20 protein-coding genes are annotated in these 20,390 nt (G+C 62.4%); 11 read left to right on the forward strand and 9 right to left on the reverse strand.

Annotation, left to right across the window (positions count from 1 at the left end; translation table 11 throughout):
* Positions 1-67: 67 nt before the first annotated feature.
* Positions 68-718 (reverse strand): class I SAM-dependent methyltransferase, encoded by a 651-nt coding sequence (locus HX807_RS15505; protein ID WP_003210665.1) that lies wholly within the window; start codon positions 716-718, stop codon positions 68-70.
* A gap of 145 nt (positions 719-863) precedes the next feature.
* Positions 864-2,237 (reverse strand): glutamine synthetase family protein, encoded by a 1,374-nt coding sequence (locus HX807_RS15510; RefSeq protein WP_003210664.1) that lies wholly within the window; start codon positions 2,235-2,237, stop codon positions 864-866.
* A gap of 387 nt (positions 2,238-2,624) precedes the next feature.
* Here HX807_RS15510 and HX807_RS15515 point away from each other — a divergent pair, with 387 nt between their 5' ends.
* Positions 2,625-3,401, forward strand: coding sequence for a transporter substrate-binding domain-containing protein (locus HX807_RS15515; protein WP_008437921.1), 777 nt, complete (start codon positions 2,625-2,627; stop codon positions 3,399-3,401).
* Here HX807_RS15515 and cynR read toward each other — a convergent pair.
* Positions 3,376-4,242 carry a transcriptional regulator CynR gene (cynR, locus tag HX807_RS15520; protein ID WP_008437920.1) on the reverse strand — a complete coding sequence of 289 codons (867 nt, stop codon included), beginning with the start codon at positions 4,240-4,242 and terminating at the stop codon, positions 3,376-3,378. The two genes, HX807_RS15515 and cynR, sit on opposite strands and share 26 nt — an antisense overlap.
* 112 nt (positions 4,243-4,354) lie before the next feature.
* On the opposite strand from cynR, the gene HX807_RS15525 reads away from it, so the two are divergent.
* Genes HX807_RS15525 through HX807_RS15535 form a run of 3 tightly spaced genes read left to right on the forward strand, consistent with a single transcriptional unit; the run spans position 4,355 to position 6,391 of the window.
* Positions 4,355-4,996 (forward strand): carbonic anhydrase, encoded by a 642-nt coding sequence (locus tag HX807_RS15525; protein ID WP_008437919.1) that lies wholly within the window; start codon positions 4,355-4,357, stop codon positions 4,994-4,996.
* A 29-nt stretch (positions 4,997-5,025) separates the two neighbouring features.
* A complete protein-coding gene (gene cynS, locus HX807_RS15530; protein WP_003210659.1) occupies positions 5,026-5,496 on the forward strand; it encodes a cyanase in 471 nt (156 codons plus the stop codon).
* Between the two features lie 55 nt (positions 5,497-5,551).
* Positions 5,552-6,391 (forward strand): cache domain-containing protein, encoded by an 840-nt coding sequence (locus tag HX807_RS15535; RefSeq protein ID WP_177050402.1) that lies wholly within the window; start codon positions 5,552-5,554, stop codon positions 6,389-6,391.
* 144 nt (positions 6,392-6,535) lie between these two features.
* Here the strand turns inward: HX807_RS15535 and HX807_RS15540 are convergent, their stop codons facing one another.
* A complete protein-coding gene (locus tag HX807_RS15540) occupies positions 6,536-8,047 on the reverse strand; it encodes an MDR family MFS transporter (protein WP_177050403.1) in 1,512 nt (503 codons plus the stop codon).
* A 74-nt stretch (positions 8,048-8,121) separates the two neighbouring features.
* The gene (pobA, locus tag HX807_RS15545) at positions 8,122-9,306 is read right to left on the reverse strand and encodes a 4-hydroxybenzoate 3-monooxygenase (RefSeq protein ID WP_177046293.1); all 1,185 of its coding nucleotides are present in this window, start codon (positions 9,304-9,306) and stop codon (positions 8,122-8,124) included.
* Between the two features lie 189 nt (positions 9,307-9,495).
* Here pobA and HX807_RS15550 point away from each other — a divergent pair, with 189 nt between their 5' ends.
* Positions 9,496-10,392 (forward strand): helix-turn-helix domain-containing protein, encoded by an 897-nt coding sequence (locus HX807_RS15550; protein WP_003210655.1) that lies wholly within the window; start codon positions 9,496-9,498, stop codon positions 10,390-10,392.
* Here HX807_RS15550 and HX807_RS15555 read toward each other — a convergent pair.
* Together HX807_RS15555 and HX807_RS15560 are read right to left on the reverse strand one after the other, a co-directional pair.
* Entirely contained in the window at positions 10,376-10,552 is a 177-nt protein-coding gene (locus HX807_RS15555) for a hypothetical protein (protein ID WP_162835184.1), read from the reverse strand. The genes HX807_RS15550 and HX807_RS15555 overlap by 17 nt on opposite strands.
* Before the next feature lie 100 nt (positions 10,553-10,652).
* Positions 10,653-11,558: a LysR family transcriptional regulator gene (locus tag HX807_RS15560; RefSeq protein ID WP_003210653.1), complete on the reverse strand. Its 906-nt coding sequence runs from the start codon at positions 11,556-11,558 to the stop codon at positions 10,653-10,655.
* Between the two features lie 104 nt (positions 11,559-11,662).
* On the opposite strand from HX807_RS15560, the gene HX807_RS15565 reads away from it, so the two are divergent.
* Both HX807_RS15565 and HX807_RS15570 read left to right on the forward strand, forming a co-directional pair.
* On the forward strand, positions 11,663-12,535 hold the full coding sequence (locus HX807_RS15565; RefSeq protein WP_102368312.1) for an MBL fold metallo-hydrolase: 873 nt from the start codon (positions 11,663-11,665) through the stop codon (positions 12,533-12,535).
* Positions 12,536-12,569: 34 nt separating this feature from the next.
* Positions 12,570-13,184, forward strand: coding sequence for an NAD(P)-dependent oxidoreductase (locus tag HX807_RS15570; protein ID WP_102368311.1), 615 nt, complete (start codon positions 12,570-12,572; stop codon positions 13,182-13,184).
* Positions 13,185-13,302: 118 nt separating this feature from the next.
* Here HX807_RS15570 and HX807_RS15575 read toward each other — a convergent pair whose 3' ends face one another.
* Positions 13,303-14,181, reverse strand: a complete 879-nt coding sequence (locus HX807_RS15575) for a LysR substrate-binding domain-containing protein (RefSeq protein WP_008437911.1) — start codon at positions 14,179-14,181, stop codon at positions 13,303-13,305.
* Positions 14,182-14,292: 111 nt separating this feature from the next.
* On the opposite strand from HX807_RS15575, the gene HX807_RS15580 reads away from it, so the two are divergent.
* From HX807_RS15580 to HX807_RS15595, 4 genes are all read left to right on the forward strand, one after another.
* Positions 14,293-15,918, forward strand: a complete 1,626-nt coding sequence (locus HX807_RS15580) for a 5-guanidino-2-oxopentanoate decarboxylase (RefSeq protein WP_177050405.1) — start codon at positions 14,293-14,295, stop codon at positions 15,916-15,918.
* Positions 15,915-17,357 carry an aldehyde dehydrogenase family protein gene (locus tag HX807_RS15585; RefSeq protein WP_177050407.1) on the forward strand — a complete coding sequence of 481 codons (1,443 nt, stop codon included), beginning with the start codon at positions 15,915-15,917 and terminating at the stop codon, positions 17,355-17,357. Before HX807_RS15580 ends, HX807_RS15585 begins: the two co-directional genes overlap by 4 nt.
* Before the next feature lie 231 nt (positions 17,358-17,588).
* A complete protein-coding gene (locus tag HX807_RS15590) occupies positions 17,589-18,776 on the forward strand; it encodes a cyanate transporter (protein ID WP_177008928.1) in 1,188 nt (395 codons plus the stop codon).
* 137 nt (positions 18,777-18,913) lie between these two features.
* On the forward strand, positions 18,914-19,849 hold the full coding sequence (locus HX807_RS15595; protein WP_023659100.1) for a LysR family transcriptional regulator: 936 nt from the start codon (positions 18,914-18,916) through the stop codon (positions 19,847-19,849).
* Between the two features lie 128 nt (positions 19,850-19,977).
* Here HX807_RS15595 and HX807_RS15600 read toward each other — a convergent pair whose 3' ends face one another.
* Entirely contained in the window at positions 19,978-20,340 is a 363-nt protein-coding gene (locus tag HX807_RS15600) for a 5-carboxymethyl-2-hydroxymuconate Delta-isomerase (RefSeq protein ID WP_102368307.1), read from the reverse strand.
* Between the last annotated feature and the right edge of the window lie 50 nt (positions 20,341-20,390).

Raw genomic sequence — 20,390 nt, forward strand, 5'->3', positions numbered from 1 at the left:
CATTCGCAGTACAGCATCCGCCATGAAAACTCTTATAGGAGCTGAAGAATAGTCCGACAGTCGGTACTTATCCTCTCTTACGCAGGACATACACCCGCCACATGGCTGAGCCGGGCATGAACTCCTGTTGACCGAGGACCTTGAAACCCGCCAGGCGAAACTCCGCCTCCACTTGCGCCCGGTGGCTGGCAACTGCCGCCGGGCCAGGCTGCAACGCCCGGTAGCCGCTGTCGCTGTTGACCGAAACAATTACCGTGTCGCGGCTTACCCGATGAAACTCACCGAGCAGGGCCAGGCGCCCTTCTGCCGTTGGCACATGGCGAAACAACTCCAGGCAAAAAATGCAGTCCACCGCGTTGGCCGAAAGGCCGATGGAAAATGCCGAGCCCTGGAAGGTCTTGATCCGCTTGAGCAAGCCCGGCGCGTGGTGGGTACGGGCGTGGTCGAGCATGTCCTGGGAGTTGTCCGACGCCAGGATCACCCGGTTGCTGTGCTCGGCCAGCACCGGCCAAAAGCGCCCGGAGCCGCACGCCAGGTCGAGAATCAGCCCTGGCTCGCCGGCGATCTTCAGTGCACGGCGCACCAATTGCTCATCGCGCCACAACCCCAGGCGCCGCAACAGCCCCGGCGGACGCGTGTCGGCGCAGACCAGGGCATGCTGCTGGCCAGCGCGTTCGGCAAATTCAATCTCGATGGAAGACGGCGGTTGCGACGGCATCACACGACTCTGTTAATGGATCAGACATTCGCAGCTTAACCACCGTCTCGTGAAAAAAAGGTCGAAGGATTGTTCGCCGTTAATGCAGATCCAGTATCCAGCCCGCTGCCTGTCTGTTAACTGTCTGTGATCAGCGCCTTCATCTTCAGGCCTGGTGCAGATACCAGCGCCAATCCTGCTCGCCCACCTCGCCCATGAACTGACGGTATTCGGCCCGCTTGACCGCCAGGTACACGCCGAGGAATTCGCCGCCGAACGCCTCACGCGCCCAAACCGAGCCTTCAAGCGCACGCAAGGTGGTCAGCCAATCGGTGGGCAGCAACTCCTTGGCCTGGGCATAACCGTTGCCCTCCACCGGCGCGCCGGGGTCGCGCTGTTCGCGGATGCCCCGGTGGATACCGGCCAGAATCGCGGCCGCCGCGAGGTACGGGTTGGCGTCGGCGCCGCAGATACGGTGTTCGATATGCCGGGAAAACGCCGGTCCGCCGGGCACCCGCAGTGTGACGGTGCGGTTGTCCACGCCCCAGGTCGCGGCCAGCGGCGCGTAGCTGTTGGTCTGGAAGCGTCGATAGGAGTTGGCGTTGGGGCAGAACATCAGCAACGAGTCGAGCAAGGTGCTGAGCATGCCGCCCACCGCGTGGCGCAACAGCGGCGTGCCGTCGGGCGCTTCGCTGGCAAACAGGTTATTGCCGTCGCGGTCCGCCAGGCTGACGTGCATGTGCATGCCGGTGCCGGCCAGATCGTCGAACGGCTTGGCCATGAAACACGCGGTCATCCCGTGCTTGTGGGCTACGCCCTTGACCAGGCGCTTGTAACGCACCGCCTCGTCCATGGCTTGCAGGGCATCGCTGCGATGTTCCAGGGTGATTTCCACCTGGCCCGGGGCGTATTCGGAAATCGCCGTGCGCGCCGGGATGCCCTGGAGTTTGCAGGCGCTGTAGAGGTCGGCGAGGAACGGTTCGATCTGCTCCAGCTCCCGCAGGCCGTAGACCTGGGTCGAGCGCGGGCGCCCGCCGTCGACATCCCGCGCCGGTTGCGGGCGGCCGTTACTGTCGGGTTTCTGGTCGAGCAAATAGAACTCCAGCTCCGCCGCCATCACCGGGTAATAGCCGTCGGCCTTGAGGTCGTCAATCACCCTGGCCAGCAGGTGCCGGGGATCGGCCACGGTAGCGGGCATGCCTTCGGTGGGGTGCATGCTGACTTGCACTGCTGCCGTCGGGATCAGGCGCCACGGCATGCGCTGCAAACTGCCGCTGACCGGGTAGGCACGGCAGTCGATATCACCGACTTCCCAGACCAGCCCTGAGTTCTCCACGTCGTCGCCATTGATGGTCAGGCCGAGGATGGTACTCGGCAGCGGCCGGCCACTTTCATAGACCGCCAGCAGTTCATCGCGGTGCAGCAGTTTGCCGCGAGGCACACCGTTGTTGTCGAGGATGAACAGCTCGAACATCTCGATATCCGGGTTCTGCTCAAGAAAGGACTGGGCTTCGTGCAGGGTGGCAAAGGGCGTGCTCATGGGCATTCTCATACGTTCGCGTCAGGCAGGCGCGCGGGCGCTGCCGGGCAGATGCGCGGGGCATCCATTCGGGCAAATCAACGTAGGAGAAAGGTGTCCGGTGGGCGCGCGTGGCGGCAGTGCCAGAGCGCCCAGAAGGCGAGTTCGGAAGGGAGGGCATCAGCGGTGACTCGACGACCATCCGGACGGCTGGACGCGGTGGCGCCTGGCGATGTCTCAGGGTGTGTGTCGGGGGAACCGTCCATGCGGGATTCACAGTAAAGAGATGCCGGGCAGCCTCACACGCGAGGTTAAGCCGTTAAATCCAGTCTTGATGGAGTTTGGTTGTGCCGTGGCTAAACATTTGCAAATAATGGCGGCCCTGCCCATGCCCAAGGACCCGACCGCATGAAAGCATTGCTGACCCTTTCCCTGCTGGCCGGCCTGTCTGCCCAGGCCCTGGCCGACAGCCCTGCGTCGCGCCTGGATGAAGTGCTCCAGCGCGGCGAAATGAGCGTCTGTACCACCGGCGACTACAAGCCCTACAGCTATTTGCGCCCGGACGGCAGCTACGAAGGCATCGACATTTCGATGGCCCAGTCCCTGGCCAAGAGCCTTGGGGTGCAGGTGAAGTGGGTGCCGACCACCTGGAAAACCCTGATGCCGGACTTCCTGGCCCAGCGCTGTGATATTGCGGTGGGTGGTATTTCAGTGTCCCTGGAGCGGCAGAAAAAGGCGTTTTTCAGCCAACCATTGGGCGTCGACGGCAAGATCCCGCTGGTGCGTTGCGCCGATGTGCAGCGCTATCAGACGGTGGAGCAGATCAATCAGCCGCAGGTACGCGTGATCGAGCCTGCGGGCGGCACCAATGAAGTATTTGCGCGGGCGCATTTGGGCAAGGCACAACTGACGCTGTTCCCGGATAACGTGACGATTTTCGAGGAACTGCTGGCGAACAAGGCGGACGTGATGATCACCGACGCCAGCGAGGCGCGGTATCAGCAGAAGCTCAAGCCGGGACTGTGCGCGGTGAATCCCGAGCGGTACATGCAGTACAGCGAAAAAGCGTTCCTGCTGCCCCGCGATGATGTCGCATGGAAGAGTTACGTGGACCAGTGGCTGCACTTGAGCACGGTGACCGGCGTGTATGACGGCATCATCAATCAGTGGCTGGCTGCGCCCTGACCAGCTCGACAAACGCCCTGCACGCCGCACTGCGATAGCCTCCCTTGCGGCTGAGCAACGCCGCCGTGCGTTGCGGCAACGGCGGGCTTAGCGGCACCGCCTGCAACCCCGGCTGCACCTGGGCAATCGCGCTGGGCAGGATGGTCGCCAACTGCGTATTTCGTACGATTTCGATAATCGCGCTGATGGAATTGGCCTCCATGGTGATCAGCGGTTTCACCGCCTGGCTGCGAAAATACTCATCGATATAGCGACGCGTGGCGAAGCCGGCATTCAGCAGCACCAACGGCTGCTGGAGCCACGACTGTCGATCAATGCCGGGATGAGCGGCGCTCACCACTACGCTCAACGCCTCGACAAACACCCCTTCACACTCGATATCCGGCAAATGCTCGCCGGTAAAACCGATGCCGATATCCAGCAAATCCTCCGTCAGTGCCGCCTCCATGCGGTCCTGGGTCAGCTCCTCGACACTCACTGTAATCCCCGGATACAGCCCGTTAAATCGTGCCAGCAGCGGCCCGATCAGGTAGGCGGTAAATGTCGGCGTCATCGCCAGGCGCAAGCTGCCACGGCTCAGGTCCTGCACGTCATGCATGGCGCGGGTGCCGGCCTGCAGATCCTGCAAGGCCAGGCGCGCAAACCGCACATAGGCCTCGCCTGCATCGGTCAGGCTGACGCTTCTGCCGGAACGGTCCAGCAGTGGCGCACCGAGAGTGTCTTCCAGTTGCCGGATCTGCTGCGACAAGGTCGGCTGCGACACATGCAGCGCCTCCGCCGCCCGGGTGAAATTACGGTGCTCGGCAACGGCCAGCAGGTAGCGGATATGACGCAGCAACATGGAAGGCGCTCCAACTATAGGCATAACTTATAGAAACCATAATAAGCCGGTCTTGGACGCTATAGCTGAAAACTTCCATCCTTGCCCCATCAGCGACGCAAGGAGAACCACCATGCAAGATCTCATCGACGGCTTCCGCAAGTTCCAGGGTGAAGCCTTCACTCAACGCAGCGACCTGTTCAAACACCTGGCTACCACGCAAAACCCCGGCACGTTGTTCGTGTCCTGTTCCGACAGCCGCGTAGTCCCGGAACTGCTGACCCAGCAGGAACCCGGTGACCTGTTTGTGATCCGTAACGCCGGCAACATCGTCCCGTCCTACGGGCCGGAGCCTGGCGGCGTGTCGGCCACCGTCGAATACGCAGTAGCCGTTCTCGGCGTCAGCGACATCGTGATCTGCGGCCACTCCGACTGCGGTGCCATGACCGCGATCTCCACCTGCAAATGCCTCGACCACTTACCCGCCGTGGCCAACTGGCTGCGCCACGCCGAGTCGGCCAAGGTGATCAATGCCGCCCGCGCTCACGCATCGGATGCCGACCGGCTGAACTCGCTGGTCCGGGAAAACGTGGTCGCCCAACTGGCCAACCTCAAGACCCACCCTTCCGTGGCCCTGGCCCTGGAACAAGGCCGGCTGAGCCTGCACGGCTGGGTCTACGACATCGAAAGCGGCGCCATCGACGCCCTGGATGGCCGCAGCGGGCGCTTCGTGTCGCTGCTCGACCACCCGGCCACCCGTGCCTACGCCGCCTGAACCTTATTCAAACCCAAGAGGACATCACCATGCTGCAATCCCAATTCGCCCAATCCCCACGCCTGGCCCTGGCCGACACCGTCATCGACATCAAGGCGCGCAAGAACCTGTCATGGCAGGACCTCACCGACGGCACCGGCCTGAGCCTGGCGTTCGTTACCGCCGCCCTGCTCGGCCAGCATCCGCTGCCCAAGGACGCTGCCGATGTGGTCTGCGACAAGCTTGGCCTCGACCAGGACGCCAGCCGCCTGCTGCAAACCGTGCCCCTGCGCGGCAGCTTTCCGGGCGGCGTGCCGACGGACCCGACCATGTACCGTTTCTATGAAATGCTGCAGGTCTACGGTTCGACCCTCAAGGCCCTGGTGCACGAACAATTTGGCGACGGCATCATCAGCGCGATCAACTTCAAGCTGGACATCAAGAAGGTCGAAGACCCGGACGGCGGCTCCCGCGCGGTGATCACCCTGGATGGCAAATACCTGCCGACCAAACCGTTCTGATTTGCCGGCAAACCGTCTACGCTCTTGGCACACCAACAAGATCGAGGGACGGGTAATGAAGGCAATGCTCCGAGCCACCTGGCTGCTGCTGTTATGTGTTGGCCAGGTGCACGCCGCCACCGCTGAGGAGGCGGATGCCCAAGCCGCCAAGGCCTTGCTGGAAAAGGCCTTGGCGTATTACCAGACGAATGGTGACAAGGCTTTTGCGGCGTTCAGCCGCCAGGGTGAATTCGTCGACCAGGACCGTTACGTGTTCGTGGTCAACACCAAGGGCGTACTGCTAGCGAGTGGCGGGCCCTCTTCTGCGTTGATCGGGCGCAATGTTTCCGAGGTACTGGGGCCGGATCTGAACAAGTCGTTCAAGAAGGCGTTGGCGGTGCCGGAAGGCAGTGGCATCCAGCAGGCCGATTACCGGTGGCAGAACTGGAATGACGGCAAGGTGGAACGCAAACATGTGTATTACCAGCGCGTCGGGCAGCGGATTTTGGCCGTTGGCTACTACCTGCCGCGGGCGACGCCGGAACATGCCAGAGCGCTGCGAAACAAAGCCGTCAAGGCGCTGGAGAAAGACCCGGCCGGGACGCTCAAGGCGATCAACGCCATGCAGGGTGGTTTTCTACAGGACGATTTGTATGTGTTTGTGGTTGACCTCGACACCCAGCGCTACGTGGCCCATGGCACGACTCCGCGGTTGGTGAATACGGATTTCAGCAAGATCAAGGATCCCGACGGGAAGCCGGTAGGTGAGCCGATCCTGGCGGTCATGGCCGAGCAGGATCAGGGGGAATACAAGTACCGCTGGAAAAATCCGGTGACCGGAAAGGTTGAGAACAAGCATGCGTATTTGCGCAAAACCGGACATTTCATGGTGGCTGTGGGGTATTACAGCCCGTGAATGTCAGCTATTTAAATGCTGGAACGCAATCGAATGTGGGAGCGGGCTTGCTCGCGAATGCGGTGTATCAGCCAACCTATTTATCAGCTGACAGACCGCATTCGCGAGCAAGCCCGCTCCCACATTTAATCTTCATTGGTCCAACTATTTGGCCTTGTCTTCCCGCCCCCGCAACACCCGATTAGGCATGGCAATCGCCGCCGCCAACCCCAACAACGACACCCCGGCACTGACCATCAGCAAATGCCTGAAGGTAATCAACAACTCCCCCCGCAAGGCATCCTGCGCCTGCCCAGGCGCCGCATTCAAGCCATCCAGCAGCACATTCCCCGAACTCCCTTCCGCGACCAGCGCCCCACTGGCCAGGTGCGCAAAACTGGAGTCCTGCAACAACGCCAGCAACAGCGCCGACATGCATGCCACTCCAACTGCACCGCCCAGGGAACGGAACAGGTTGGTGGTGCTGGTCGCCACCCCGATATCCCGCTGCTCCACCGAGTTCTGCGTACCCACCAGGGAAGTCGGAAACTGCATCCCGGCGGCAATCCCGCACAGCAACATAAACAGACTGGTGACCGCCACCGCCTGAGGCGCACTCAACGCCATGCCGAAAATCGCGATCGGGCTCAGGAAGGCGCCAATCAGGATCATCGGTTTATAACGCCCGGTCACCGAGGTCATGCGCCCGGCAAAATACGCCCCCATCGGCAAGCCCATCGCCAGCGGCAGCAAATGCAAGGCGGCACTGTCGGCACCGGAACCGGTGACGGTCTGGTAGCGCAGCGGCATCAGCACCGTCAGGGAAATCGCCTGGAAACTGGTAAAGAAAATCGTGCACCAGCACAACACCGCGCTGCGGTTGGCAAACAGGTGCATCGGCAACAAGGGCTCCCGCGCCCGACGCTCGTGCCACACAAATACCGTCAACGCCACCACGGCACAGACCAACAGCCCCAGCACTTCATCGTCGCGCCAATGATGGCCCTGGCCGATTTCGGTGATACCCAGCAACAGCGCCGTCAAACCGACGATCATCAGCAAGGTGCCGAGGTAGTCGATCACCGGCTTGCGTTGCGGCACCGGCAGCCCCACCAGCGTGCGATGGGCCACCCACCAGGCGCCCGCGCCCAGCGGCAGGTTGATCAGGAACACCCAGCGCCACGACAGGTACTCGGTCATGTAGCCGCCCAACACCGGGCCGGCCACGCTCGCCACCGCGTACATGCTGCTGAAGTAACCCTGGTAGCGCCCGCGCTCACGGGGCGGGATGATGTCGCCGATAATCGCCTGGCTGACCGAAATCATCCCGCCGGCACCGATGCCCTGGAGGATCCGCGCCAGCACCAGTTGCTCCATGCTCTGGGCCATGCCGCAGAACAGTGAAGCGAGGGTGAACAGCCCCATGCCGATCAGCATCATTGGCCGGCGCCCGTACAGGTCGCCGAGCTTGCCGTAGATCGGCACGGCCACGGTCATTGCCACCATGTAGCCGGAGATCACCCAGGCCAGCAGGTTTACATCATGGAACTGCGCGGAAATGGCCGGCATGGAAACGGCGACGATGGTCTGGTCCAGGGCCCCGAGAAAGATCGCCATCATCAAGGCGACAAGGACACTGCGCACGGCGGGTGTGGCGGGCTGATTGAGGTTGGTCACGGCAGAACCTGCGAGCAAGGGCCCGCGGGAAAAGGAGGCCCACGGGAATGCTCGTCAGTGTACTAGATAGCTGACTATTCGATAGCCTCGTAAGGAAGTCCGACGTAATTTTCTGCAATGGTTTTACGCCCCGCCTCTGAGTCCACGAAATACTCCAATTCGCTCTGTGCAATGCGCTGGCTGAAGCCGTCTGCCTCAGGAAACTGATGCAGCATCGAGGTCATCCACCAGGAAAACCGTTCAGCCTTCCAGATCCTTCGCAGGCAAATCTGTGAGTACTTTTCCAGCAATTCCACTCGGCCCTCGCGGTAGACCTTGAGCAGGATATTGAACAAGGTGCTGACATCGCTGGCCGCCAAGTTCAGGCCCTTGGCGCCGGTGGGCGGCACGATGTGGGCGGCGTCGCCGAGCAGGAACAGGCGGCCGTACTGCATCGGCTCCACCACAAAACTGCGCAGTGGCGCGATGCTCTTTTCGATGGACGGGCCGGTCACCAGTTGTTCGGTGAGTGAGCTGGGCAAGCGGGTTTTCAGTTCATCCCAAAAGCGTGCATCGGACCAGTCGTCCACCGACTCATCCGCCGGCACCTGCAGGTAATAACGGCTGCGGGTCGGTGAACGCATGCTGCACAGGGCAAAACCGCGTTCGTGCTTGGCGTACACCAGTTCATCGTGGATCGGCGGGGTGTCGGCGAGGATGCCCAGCCAGCCAAACGGATAGACCCGTTCAAAGACTTTCAATGCCTCGGTGGGAATCGACTGGCGCGCCACACCGTGAAAACCATCGCAGCCAGCGATGTAGTCGCAGTCCAGCCGGTACTGCTCGCCTTTATGTTCGAAGCTCAGCCACGGCTCCGGGCTCTTCAGATCATGGGGCTGCACGTTGCCGGCTTCATACAACGTTGTCGCGCCGCTGGCCTGGCGCGCGGCCATCAGGTCGCGGGTGACTTCGGTTTGCCCGTAGATCATCACCGTCTTGCCGCCGGTCAGCGTCTTGAGGTCGATATGGGTCAGTTGCCCATTCAGCGCCAGCTCAAAGCCCTCATGCACCAGGCCTTCGGCATCCATCCGCGCACTCACGCCGGCCTGGCGCAGCAGGTCGACCATGCCTTGTTCCAGCACCCCGGCACGGATGCGCCCTTGCACGTAATCCGGCGTCTGGCGCTCAAGAATCAGGGTTTCGATCCCCGCGTTGTGCAACAGTTGACCGAGCAGCAGCCCCGAGGGACCGGCGCCGATGATGGCGACTTGGGTTTTCAGCGTTTTCATTATTTTTATGGCCCGCAAGCTTCATCCGAACGTATCCGGTGAAAGAGTTGTCATTGAAGGTGTTGCTGGCATTTTTCACTTGAGTGCCCGGCATAAGAAGGTGAAAACTGAGCCCAAAGCTGCGCTTTTCGCCAATTGGGGCGATTACCGCACAACTCTCCCGAAGTATCGGATGAAGCCATGACCAAAACTGCCAGTGCCGCGATTCCAGTGTTCAAACTCTACGGTGAGAGCCAGCAATGGCCGACCCCGGATTTGTTGCACTGTGAAACCATCTCCCGGCGCAGCCGTGAGTACCAGTGGGAAATCCAGCCCCACCGGCATGCGGACCTGTGCCAGTTGCTTTACGTGCACAAAGGCCAGGCACAACTGGAGATCGAGGGGCAGCGCAGCACCCTGAATGAATCGACGCTGCAGGTGCTGCCGCCGTTATGCGTGCATGGCTTTCGCTTTTCCGAAGACGTCGAGGGGTTTGTGGTCACCCTGGCCGCGCCGCTGATGGCGCACCTGCAGGGGCAACTGGGCGCGGCGCTGGATGGCCTGAATGCCCTGGGCAGCTACCCTGCCGGCAACGACAGTGACTACCTCAACAGCCTGTTTGCGCGCCTGCAGGAGGAGTACGCCAGCGACCAACCGGCGCGAGACATGATGATGCACGCCCTGGTCAGCGTGCTGCTGGTGTGGATCAGCCGCCAGGCCATCCAGCGTCGCCATCCACGGGCACCGCGGGGCCGCGAATATTTCCGCCGGTTCACCCAGCTGGTAGAGCAACACTATCGCGAGCACCCGAAAATCGAAGACCTGGCCCACAAGCTCGGGATCTCGGTCTCACACCTGAACGGTACGTGTCGGGAGTTGGGCGGGCAGCCTGCGTTGCAGATCATGCACGACCGCCAGTTGCTGGAAGCCAAGCGCCTGCTGACCTACACCAGCATGACCATCAATGAAATGTCGGAGGTGTTGGGCTTTTCCGACCCGACCAACTTCTCACGGCTGTTTCGCCGACGCGTCGGGTTCTCCCCGAAGGCGTTTCGGGAGCAGTTGAAAGCCGACCAGGACGCTAGCGAAGCGAACTGAAAGCGGCCATGTGGCCTACGCATTGACCGTGATTGCAGCTGGAGGCGAAGCCCGGCTGCATGCGGGTCTGTTCGACGCGGTAGGCGGCAGTGCCATAGAGCGCGGTGGCGGCGGCGCACAGGGTGAAAATCATCAGGTACTTTCTTGTTTTGATCGACATGATGCTGACCTCTGATCCGATCAAGAAGGTGCTTTGATAAGCATAGGTCAGCTGGGGCAAGTCGCCATTATCGGGCGACATTCAACCTGTTTATGTCGGCTTAGAGACCGACGTCCCACACCGGCTCTTCCGGAAACCTCAATACCAGGAAATCCAGCAGGCTGCGAAGCGCCGCCGGCATATGCTTGCGCGAGGCGTACACCGCGTAGATGTTCATCTGCTGCGGCTCGGCCTCGGGCAACAAGCGGATCAACTCGCCGCTGCGGATGTAGTCGCCCGCCTGATAACTCGGCAGCCGCGACACCCCTGCTCCCGCCAGCGTCACCCGCAATAAGGTACTGGCCTCGTTGGCGCTGATATTGCCCTGCACCGGCACCGACACCGGCTCGCCGTTTTCCATGAAGTGCCACAGGCTTTTGCCGAAGTAGGAGTGGGTCAGGCAATTGTGCCGGGCCAGGTCCTGTACCTGCCGCGGTTGCGGATGCTCCAGCAGGTAAGCGGGCGATGCGCAGATCACCGAACGGCACAGCGTGAGGCGGCGGGCGATCAGGTTGGGGTCCAGTTCGAAGCTGGTACGGATCGCCAGGTCGATGCGCTCATCCACCAGGTTCACCGTGCGATCAAGCATCTGCATATCGATGTTGACCAGCGGGTAGCGCTTGACGTATTCGGCCATGGCATCGGCCAGTTGCGCCTGGCCGAACGAGGTGCTGACACTCAGGCGCAGCAGGCCGCGAGGCGCTTCGTCGGGTTCGCTGACGGCGGCCTGCATGTCGCTGCACAACTCCAGCATCTGCCGGCAACGGGGCAGGGTTTCGCTGCCGGCGGCGGTCAGGCTGAGCTTGCGGGTGGTGCGGTGCATCAGGCGCGCGCCGACCCAGTCTTCCAGCTCCGCCAGGTAGCGCGACACCACCGGGCGCGACAGGTCCAGATGGTCGGCTGCCGCCGACTGGCTGCCCAAGTCCACCACCGCGACAAACACCCGCATTGCTTGAAGACGATCCATGATTTGCCCGATTTTAGAAACAAACTATGTCCAAGCATCGCATTTTTTGTAGCGTTTGGTGCAACTAAGCTCTGTCCACACCTTACCGATGACTGGAGCTGCACATGTTTGGATTCTCCCCGCTCAAGCGCGTGGCCCTGGCCGCCGCCTCCCTGGCCTTCGCCGCCCACGCCATGGCGGCCGACTTGACTCTGGACGCCTACAACCCGGGCGAAACCGCGATGATGCCGGTCACCTCGGTACTGGTCAGCGGCGACAAAGATGCGATCCTGGTGGACGCCCAATTCGGCAAGACCCAGGCCGAGCAACTGGTGCAAAAAATCCGCGCCAGCGGCAAGCGCCTGACTACCATCTACATCAGCCACGGCGACCCGGACTACTACTTCGGCCTCGATACCCTGACCGCCGCCTTCCCCCAGGCCAAAGTCCTGGCACCGCAGCCGGTGGTGGACCATATCAAGGCCACCGTTGAACACAAACTGGCGTTCTGGGGCCCGAAACTGGGCGCGGACAAGCCTGGCAAAGCCGTCATTCCCCAGGTGCTTGAGGGCCACAGCCTGACCCTCGAAGGCAAGCAGTTGGAGGTGATCGGCCTCGACGGCGCACAACCGGACCGCACCTTTGTGTGGATCCCGTCGATCAAGGCGGTGGTCGGTGGTGTAGTCGTCGCGGAAAACATTCATGTGTGGATGGCCGATACGCAGACCGCGAAGTCCCACACCGATTGGCTGGCCACCCTGCAACGTATCCAGGACTTGAAACCGCGCACGGTGATTCCGGGTCACTACCTGGGCACGCCGTCGCTCAAATCCGTGGCGTTCACCGCCGACTACATCAAGGCCTTTGACGAAGAAACCGCCAAGGCCAAGGACTCCGCCGCCCTGATTGCGGCGATGCAAAAGCGTTACCCGAACCTGGGCGACGAGAGCACCCTGGAACTGGGCGCCAAAGTCGCCAAGGGCGAAATGCAGTGGTGAGTTGATTCAACCCTTAACCGTACTGGAGAACGTCATGAGCAAGATCGCAATCATTGGTGCCACCGGTCGTGCCGGTAGCCAACTGCTGGAAGAAGCGCTGCGTCGCGGGCACACCGTCACGGCCATCGCACGTAATACCGACAAGATCGGCGCGCGCCCTGGCGTCACCGCCAAGCAAGTCGATGCGCTGGATGCCCAGGCGCTGGAACAGGCCATCCGCGGCAACGACGTGGTGATCAGTGCGGCGCACTTCGCCACCCTGCCGCCGGAAGCGGTGATCAACCCGGTGAAAAAAGCCGGCGTGAAGCGCCTGCTGGTGGTCGGCGGTGCCGGTTCGCTGTTGTTGCCGGGCGGCAGCCGAGTGATCGACAGCCCGGGCTTCCCCGAGGAATACAAAGCCGAAGCCAGCGCCGGCAGTGTTTTCCTCGATACCCTGCGCCAGGAAAAAGACCTGGACTGGACCTTCCTGTCGCCTTCGGCGGAGTTCGTCGAGACCGCACGCACCGGCACATTCCGCCTGGGCCAGGATGAATTGCTGGTGAGCAGTGAAGGCCGCAGCTGGATCAGCTTTGCCGACTTTGCGATTGCGCTGATTGATGAAGTGGAAACACCGAAGCACTCACGCCAGCGGTTTACCGTCGGCTACTAAGGCTGACGCGCACTAAAAATGTGGGAGCGGGCTTGCTCGCGAATGCGGTGTGTCAGTCAACAGATGTATTGGCTGACCCGGCGCCTTCGCGAGCAAGCCCGCTCCCACATTTTGATCTTCATTGTGACGGCGACTGTGCCTGGCTCACCAGCCAATCCATAAGCTGCTCCAACCCCGCCGAGGGCTCAGTGCCCGGCGGGTACACCAGGTAATACCCCATCCCCGTCGGCACCCGTAGTTCAAACGGTGTGGCCAACCGCCCCGCCTTCAGGTCCTCGCCAATCAGCGCACTGTCACCAATTGCCACGCCCGAGCCTTGGGACGCCACCGTCATCGCCAGGTCCAGGGTTTCAAAATGATGCCCCTGGGCCAGATTGCTCAAGCGTGTATTCGCCGCTTTCAACCACAACGCCCAATCGCGCTCATCCCGCGTAGGGTGCAACAACACCTGTTGCTGCAAATCGGCGGGCGTGTGCAAGCCACCGAGCAAGGCCGGCGCACACACCGGTGTCAGGCGCTCATCGAACAGATGCCGGGCCTGGGCCGACTGCTCGGCAATCGGCGCGTAGATCACCGCGGCATCGAACTGCTCGCGGCGAAAGTCGACGGTGTAGGCCACGGTGGTGGTCAACTCCACCGGCACATCCGGGCGTTCCTGCTGCCACTGCATCAGGCGCGGCAACAGCCAGCGCATCACGCAGGTGGAGGCCTTGAGCTGCAAGGTCTCGCGGCGGGTGCCGATCTGCTCAACCGCCTCGCCGATCAGGCCGAACACCTGCTGCGCCCGCAGTGACCATTCGCGGCCCTCTTCGGTGAGGCTCAAGCCACGAGCCTGGCGCTGGAACAGCGCATAGCCCAGATGACTTTCCAGCCCGGCGATCTGCCGGCTCACCGCGCCCTGGGTGATGTGCAATTGCTCGGCGGCTCGGGTGAAGTTGCAGCACTGGGCCGTGACCCAAAAGGTGTGCAGGGCCGGCAGCGGCGGAAGACGTTTCATAAGGGCGCAGCCATGACGAGAGGACATGGCTAGTATGACTTTTTATCGATTGTTGCCGCTACGGGCCAGCCGTTCCAATACGGGCCTTTATCAACAATAAGAGCGACGACAATGGCGACCTGCGGCGAAGTATTGGTCAACCTGCTGGAAGGCTACGGCGTGGACCAGGTGTTTGGCATCCCCGGCGTGCACACCGTGGAACTCTACCGGGGCCTGGCGCGCTCGAGCATCCGCCACGTCACCCCGCGCCACGAACAGGGCGCCGGTTTCATGGCCGACGGCTATGCGCGCACCAGCGGCAAGCCCGGCGTGTGCTTCATCATCACCGGCCCCGGCATGACCAACATCACCACCGCCATGGGCCAGGCCTACGCCGACTCGATCCCGATGCTGGTGATCTCCAGCGTGCAGTCCCGCAGCCAGCTGGGCGGCGGGCGCGGCAAGCTGCACGAGCTGCCGAACCAGAACGCGATGATCGCGGGCGTGGCGGCGTTCTCCCATACCTTGATGTCGGCGGCCGAGTTGCCCGGTGTACTGGCCCGGGCATTTGCGCTGTTCCAGGCCGGACGACCGCGCCCGGTGCACATCGAAATCCCGCTGGACGTGCTGGTGGAAAACGCCGACGCGTTGCTCGGCAGCGAACCGGTCAGCGTTTCCCGCGCTGGCGCTGCGCCGTCGGCGGTCAAACAGATGAGCCAGTTGCTGGCGGCGGCAAAACGCCCGCTGATTCTCGCCGGTGGTGGCGCCATCGACGCAGCGCCCGAGTTGACGCAACTGGCCGAAACCCTCGGCGCGCCGGTGGCGCTGACCATCAACGCCAAGGGCATGCTGGCCGCCAACCACCCGCTGCTGATCGGCTCGACCCAAACCCTGGTCGCCACCCGTGCCCTGGTAGCCGAGGCAGACGTGGTGCTGGCGATCGGCACCGAGCTGGCCGAAACCGACTACGACGTGACTTTCGCCGGCGGCTTCGACATTCCCGGTGCCCTGCTGCGCATCGACATCGATTCCGACCAGACCGTGCGCAATTACCCGCCGCAAGTCGCGCTGGTAGCCGACGCGCAAATCGCTGCGCAGGCACTGCTTGCCGAGCTGGGCAACAAACCCCTGGCCGCCCGCGACAGCAACTGGGGCGCCCACCGCGTCGCCCGCCTGTGGAGCGAACTGGAACCCACCTGGGACGCCGCCACCCGCGCGCAAACCCTGTTCCTCAACACCGTCCTGGACGAACTGCCCGACGCCGTACTGGTGGGCGACTCCACTCAACCGGTGTACACCGGCAACCTGACCCTGAACCTCGACCAGCCGCGCCGCTGGTTCAACTCCTCCACCGGCTACGGCACCCTCGGCTACGCCTTGCCGGCGGCCATCGGTGCGTGGCTGGGGCGCGGCAACGGCGCGCCGGTGGTGTGCCTGATCGGCGACGGCGGCCTGCAATTCACCCTGCCGGAACTGGCCAGCGCCGTGGAAGCGCGCACGCCGGTAATCGTGCTGCTGTGGAATAACCAGGGCTATGAGGAGATCAAGAAATACATGGTCAACCGCGCCATCGAACCGGTGGGCGTGGACATCTACACCCCGGACTTTATCGGCGTGGCCAAGGCCCTCGGCGCTGCTGCCCAGCGCGTCCAGGGTGTTGAGGAATTACGCAGCGCCTTGCGTGCCGCCACTGATCGCCAGGGCCCGACGCTGATTGAAATCGACCAGGGGCTTTGGATGAAGGAGGTGGCGGTATGAGCGCGGTATTGAATGGGCTGTTTATCAATGGCGCGTGGCGTGCCGGCCATGACGTGCTGGACGTGATCAACCCGGCCACCGAGGCCACCCTGGCCCAAGTGAGCGTGGGTGATGCAGGCGCGGTGACTGAGGCCATCGGCGCCGCCAGCGCGGCCTTCCCGGGCTGGTCAAAAAGCACCGGCCGCGACCGCGCCGCGCTGTTGCGCAAGATCGCCGAGGGTGTGAGCGCAGAGCGTGAACACCTGATGCAACTGCAATCGAGCAACAACGGCAAGCCGCTGTTTGAAGCCGGCATCGATGTGGATGACGTGATCGCCACCTTTGCCTATTACGCGAACCTGGCCGACGAAATGGACGCCACCCAGGACCGTCCGGTGGTACTGCCCACTGAGGACTTCAGCGCCCGTGTACGCCGTGAAGCCTGCGGCGTGGTCGGCCTGATTGTGCCGTGGAATTTCCCGATGGTGACCACCGCCTGGAAACTCGCCCCCGCGCTGGCGGCCGGTTGCTGCGTGGTGCTCAAGCCTTCGGAAGTGACGCCGCTGGCAGAGCTGGAACTGGCCCGGATCATCGCCTCGGTGGGCTTGCCTGCCGGTGTGTTCAACCTGGTCTGCGGCACTGGCCTGGCGGTGGGCGCGCCGATGGCGGCTGACCCACGGATCGCGAAAATTTCCTTCACCGGCAGCAATGCCGTGGGCGTGCAGGTGATGCAGCGCGCCGCCGAAACGGTGAAGGGTGTGAGCCTGGAACTGGGCGGCAAATCCGCGTTGCTGGTGCTGGCGGACGCCGACCTCGACCTGGCCGTGGAACTGGCCTGCGGCGGTGGTTTCTTCAACGCCGGGCAGATGTGTTCCGCCACCAGCCGGGTGTTGGTGGCCGACGAACTGGCGGACGAGTTTCTCACCCGCTTGCAGGCCAGGGCCGAGAGCATTCGCGTGGCGGACCCGTTTGCCGAAGACGTGGAAATGGGCGCATTGGTCAACCGTGCGCAGTACCAGCGGGTGCTGGGGCATATCGAACGTGGCGTGCAAGCCGGCGCGAAGCTGCTGTGTGGCGGCGGGCGCCCGGCGGATTTGCCTCATGGGTATTTCATTCGCCCGACGGTCTTCACTGAAGTGCCGTTGGACAGCGCGTTGTGGAACGAGGAGATCTTCGGCCCGGTGCTGTGCGTGCGCAGTTTTGCCAGTGAGGCCGAGGCGGTGGCGCTGGCCAATGACAGTGAGTTTGGCCTGGTCGCGAGCGTGCTGAGCAGCAACCTGGAAGCGGCTGAGCGTGTGGCCAATGCTTTGCAGGTGGGTTTGGTGTGGATCAACGCGCCGCAGGTGATCTTCCCGCAAACGGCGTGGGGTGGTTACAAGCAGAGCAGTATTGGCCGGGAACTGGGGCCGTGGGGGTTGCAGGCGTTTCAGGAGATCAAGCATGTGATCCGGGCGGTGTAGAAACACTCAAGAGCACCACTGTTCCCTGTGGGAGCTGGCTTGCCTGCGATTGCGGTCTATCAGACACAGATGTGTTGCCTGAGCCACCGCTATCGCAGGCAAGCCAGCTCCTACCTGTTGATTTGTGCCGTGTCAGCAGATGCATTTTTTCAATAGCCCCAACGACTTTCTCATTTGCCGCCCTCCCCCACGCCCGGCCTAATACTGCCCTTGTCAGTTCAAGGCTCGCCCATGGAAAACGTCCGCGCAAAACCCGCCACCGCCGTTTGGCTGATGATCAGCGTTGTGCTGGTCGCCCTCAACCTGCGCCCGTCGATGGCCGCCGTCGGCCCGTTGTTGTCGTCGATTCGCGCCGATGTGGCCCTGAGTTTCAGCACGGCCTCCCTGCTGACCATGCTGCCCGTCATGGCCATGGGCCTGGCGATGTTTTTTGGCATGGCCGTGGCCAAACGCTTCGGCGAGCATCGCAGCATTGTGCTGTCGCTGGTGGTGATCGGCCTGGCCACCGTCTCCCGGTTGTTCCTGGACTCGGCGGTTGAGCTGATCCTCAGCGCCATCGCCGCCGGCGTAGGCATCGCGATGATCCAGGCGTTGATGCCCGCCTTGATCAAGTCGCGCTTCAGCGACAACGTTTCCCTGTTCATGGGCCTGTACGTCACCGCGATCATGGGCGGCGCGGCCCTCGCCGCTTCGTTCTCGCCGTTTATCCAGGTGCAAACCGGCAGCTGGCGCATCGGCCTGGCCATCTGGGCGGTTCTCGCGGTATTGGCGCTGGTGTTCTGGTACGCCCAACGCTCGGTGCTGCCGCCGCTGCCGCAAGCCGGCGCAGGCCCGCAGGCGTCATTCTTCGGCAATCGCCGGGCCTGGTTGCTGGCGATTTTCTTCGGCCTCGGTACCGCGTCCTACACCTGCGTACTGGCCTGGCTGGCGCCGTACTACGTGGAACAAGGCTGGAGCGAACAGAACGCCGGCCTGTTGCTGGGCTTTTTGACGGCGATGGAAGTGGTCTCCGGCCTGATTACCCCGGCCATCGCCAACCGCCGGAGGGACAAGCGGGGTGTGGTCGCGGTGCTGCTGGTGCTGATCATCGCCGGCTTCTGCGGCCTGATCCTGAGCCCGCAATACCTGAGCCTGCTATGGCCGTGTTTACTGGGTCTTGGCATTGGCGGCTTGTTTCCGATGAGCCTGATCCTGTCCCTCGACCACCTCGACAACCCGCGCCGCGCCGGTGGCCTGACGGCCTTTGTGCAGGGCATCGGCTACCTGATCGCCGGGTTGTCGCCGTTGATTGCCGGGATGATCCGCGACCAGCTGGGCAGCTTCGAGTGGGCCTGGTGGTCATTGACGGCCGTGGTGGTGGTGATGCTGCTGATCGTACTGCGCTTCGATCCCCGGCATTACGCGCGGCATATTCGCTGAGGTCGTGTTGTAAACATTATTTGTCCCACCTCAAGCAGAGAAAGGTCCGACAGAGCTTTCTATTGGTACGAGCGTTCCGTTAACATTTTGTATTGTCTTGTACCGAGTTCGGTACAAAGCGCTTGCGGACGGAACGGATGCTAAACAGCAACTTGCTTAGAAAGCTCGATATGCAGGACCTGATGGTGTTTGTCGCTGTTTACGACCAAAGCAGCGTCACCGAGGTTTCCGAAACCCTGTTCGTCAGCCAGTCCACCGTGAGCTACAGCCTGAAGAAGCTGCGCACCAGCTTCGAAGACGAGTTGTTTATCAACACCCGGGCGGGCATGCGTCCTACGTACAAAGCCGCCACCATGTACGGGCATGTGCAGAAAATCCTCGAAAGCATCAACCTGTGCCATGCCGGCAGCCAAACGTTCGACCCCACCCAGAAGGCTGTGACCTTCAACGTCTGCGCCCCCGAATACTTCGAACAGTTGATCCTGCCGCGCCTGCTGAAAAACTTCGACCGCGCCGACCTGCCGGTGATCGTCAACGTGCAGAAGCTCGAAACCGAGGTCCCGGCCGACGCCTTGCGCGACGGGCGTCTGGACCTGGTGATTTGCTTCGGGCCGCACTTTCATCGCGAGCACAAGGACATCAAGACCCAGATGCTGCTGGAGGACGACCTGGTGTGCGTGTTCGACAAACACTCGGCGCCCCGGGAACCGGCGTTCAGCCTGCAATCCTTCGTCGCCCGGCGCCATGTGTTCCCCACGCCCTGGAGTTCCGACACCAACATGATCGACGGCTGGCTGGCGCGCCAGTCCCACAAGCGCCAGGTGATCGCCCGCGCCAACAGCTACAGCGCGGCGCTGAAGATGATCACCGGCACTGACTTTATCGTCACCTTGCCCCGTCGAGTGCTGAAGCTGCTGGCAGACACGACCGTGTTCGGCCATTGCGAAGCGCCGAACGGTTTGCCGGGGTTTACCCTGGATATGCAGTGGAATGAACACAGCGCGCAGGACAGCGCCAACACGTGGTTCAGGGAGCAGGTGGTGAAGGTGTGTGCGGATCAGGGGTTATTATGACCCCCTGTGGCGAGGGAGCTTGCTCCCGCTGGGCTGCGTAGCGGCCCCAAGAATTTTGGGAGCGCTTCGCACTGGAGCGCCAGCCCGGTCCAGCGGGAGCAAGCTCCCTCGCCTCAGAGTATTGCCCGTCAGCCGATGGTGACTTTGCTGTAGGACTCGCGATCCATATCGACCAGCAAGACACTGAGCTGCACCTGCAGGTCTGCAGGCCAATCGCCCAGGTCCTGCAGCGCCGCCAACAGGCTTTCCGACAATTGCTTCTTGACCTGCGGTGAACGCCCGCTAAGCAGCGACAGCTTGACCGCGATAAAAGCGCGCGGGCTGATGGACGTGCCAACCTGGAATGTCTCCACCTTCAGCGCGCGGCTTTTGATATCGAACTCGGAACCGAACTGCCCGGACGCCATCAGCACGTTGTTGAGCCGCAACAAGGTTTTCTCAACGGCCAGCTCTGTGAGATTGGCGGTGTATTCCAGATGCAGATGCGGCATGAAAGGCTCCGAGTTGTTGTAGGAAAAGAGTCATACATATAGCACGGGGC

It is taken from the genome of Pseudomonas sp. D8002, assembly GCF_013385695.1.
Classification (GTDB): Bacteria; Pseudomonadota; Gammaproteobacteria; order Pseudomonadales; family Pseudomonadaceae; genus Aquipseudomonas.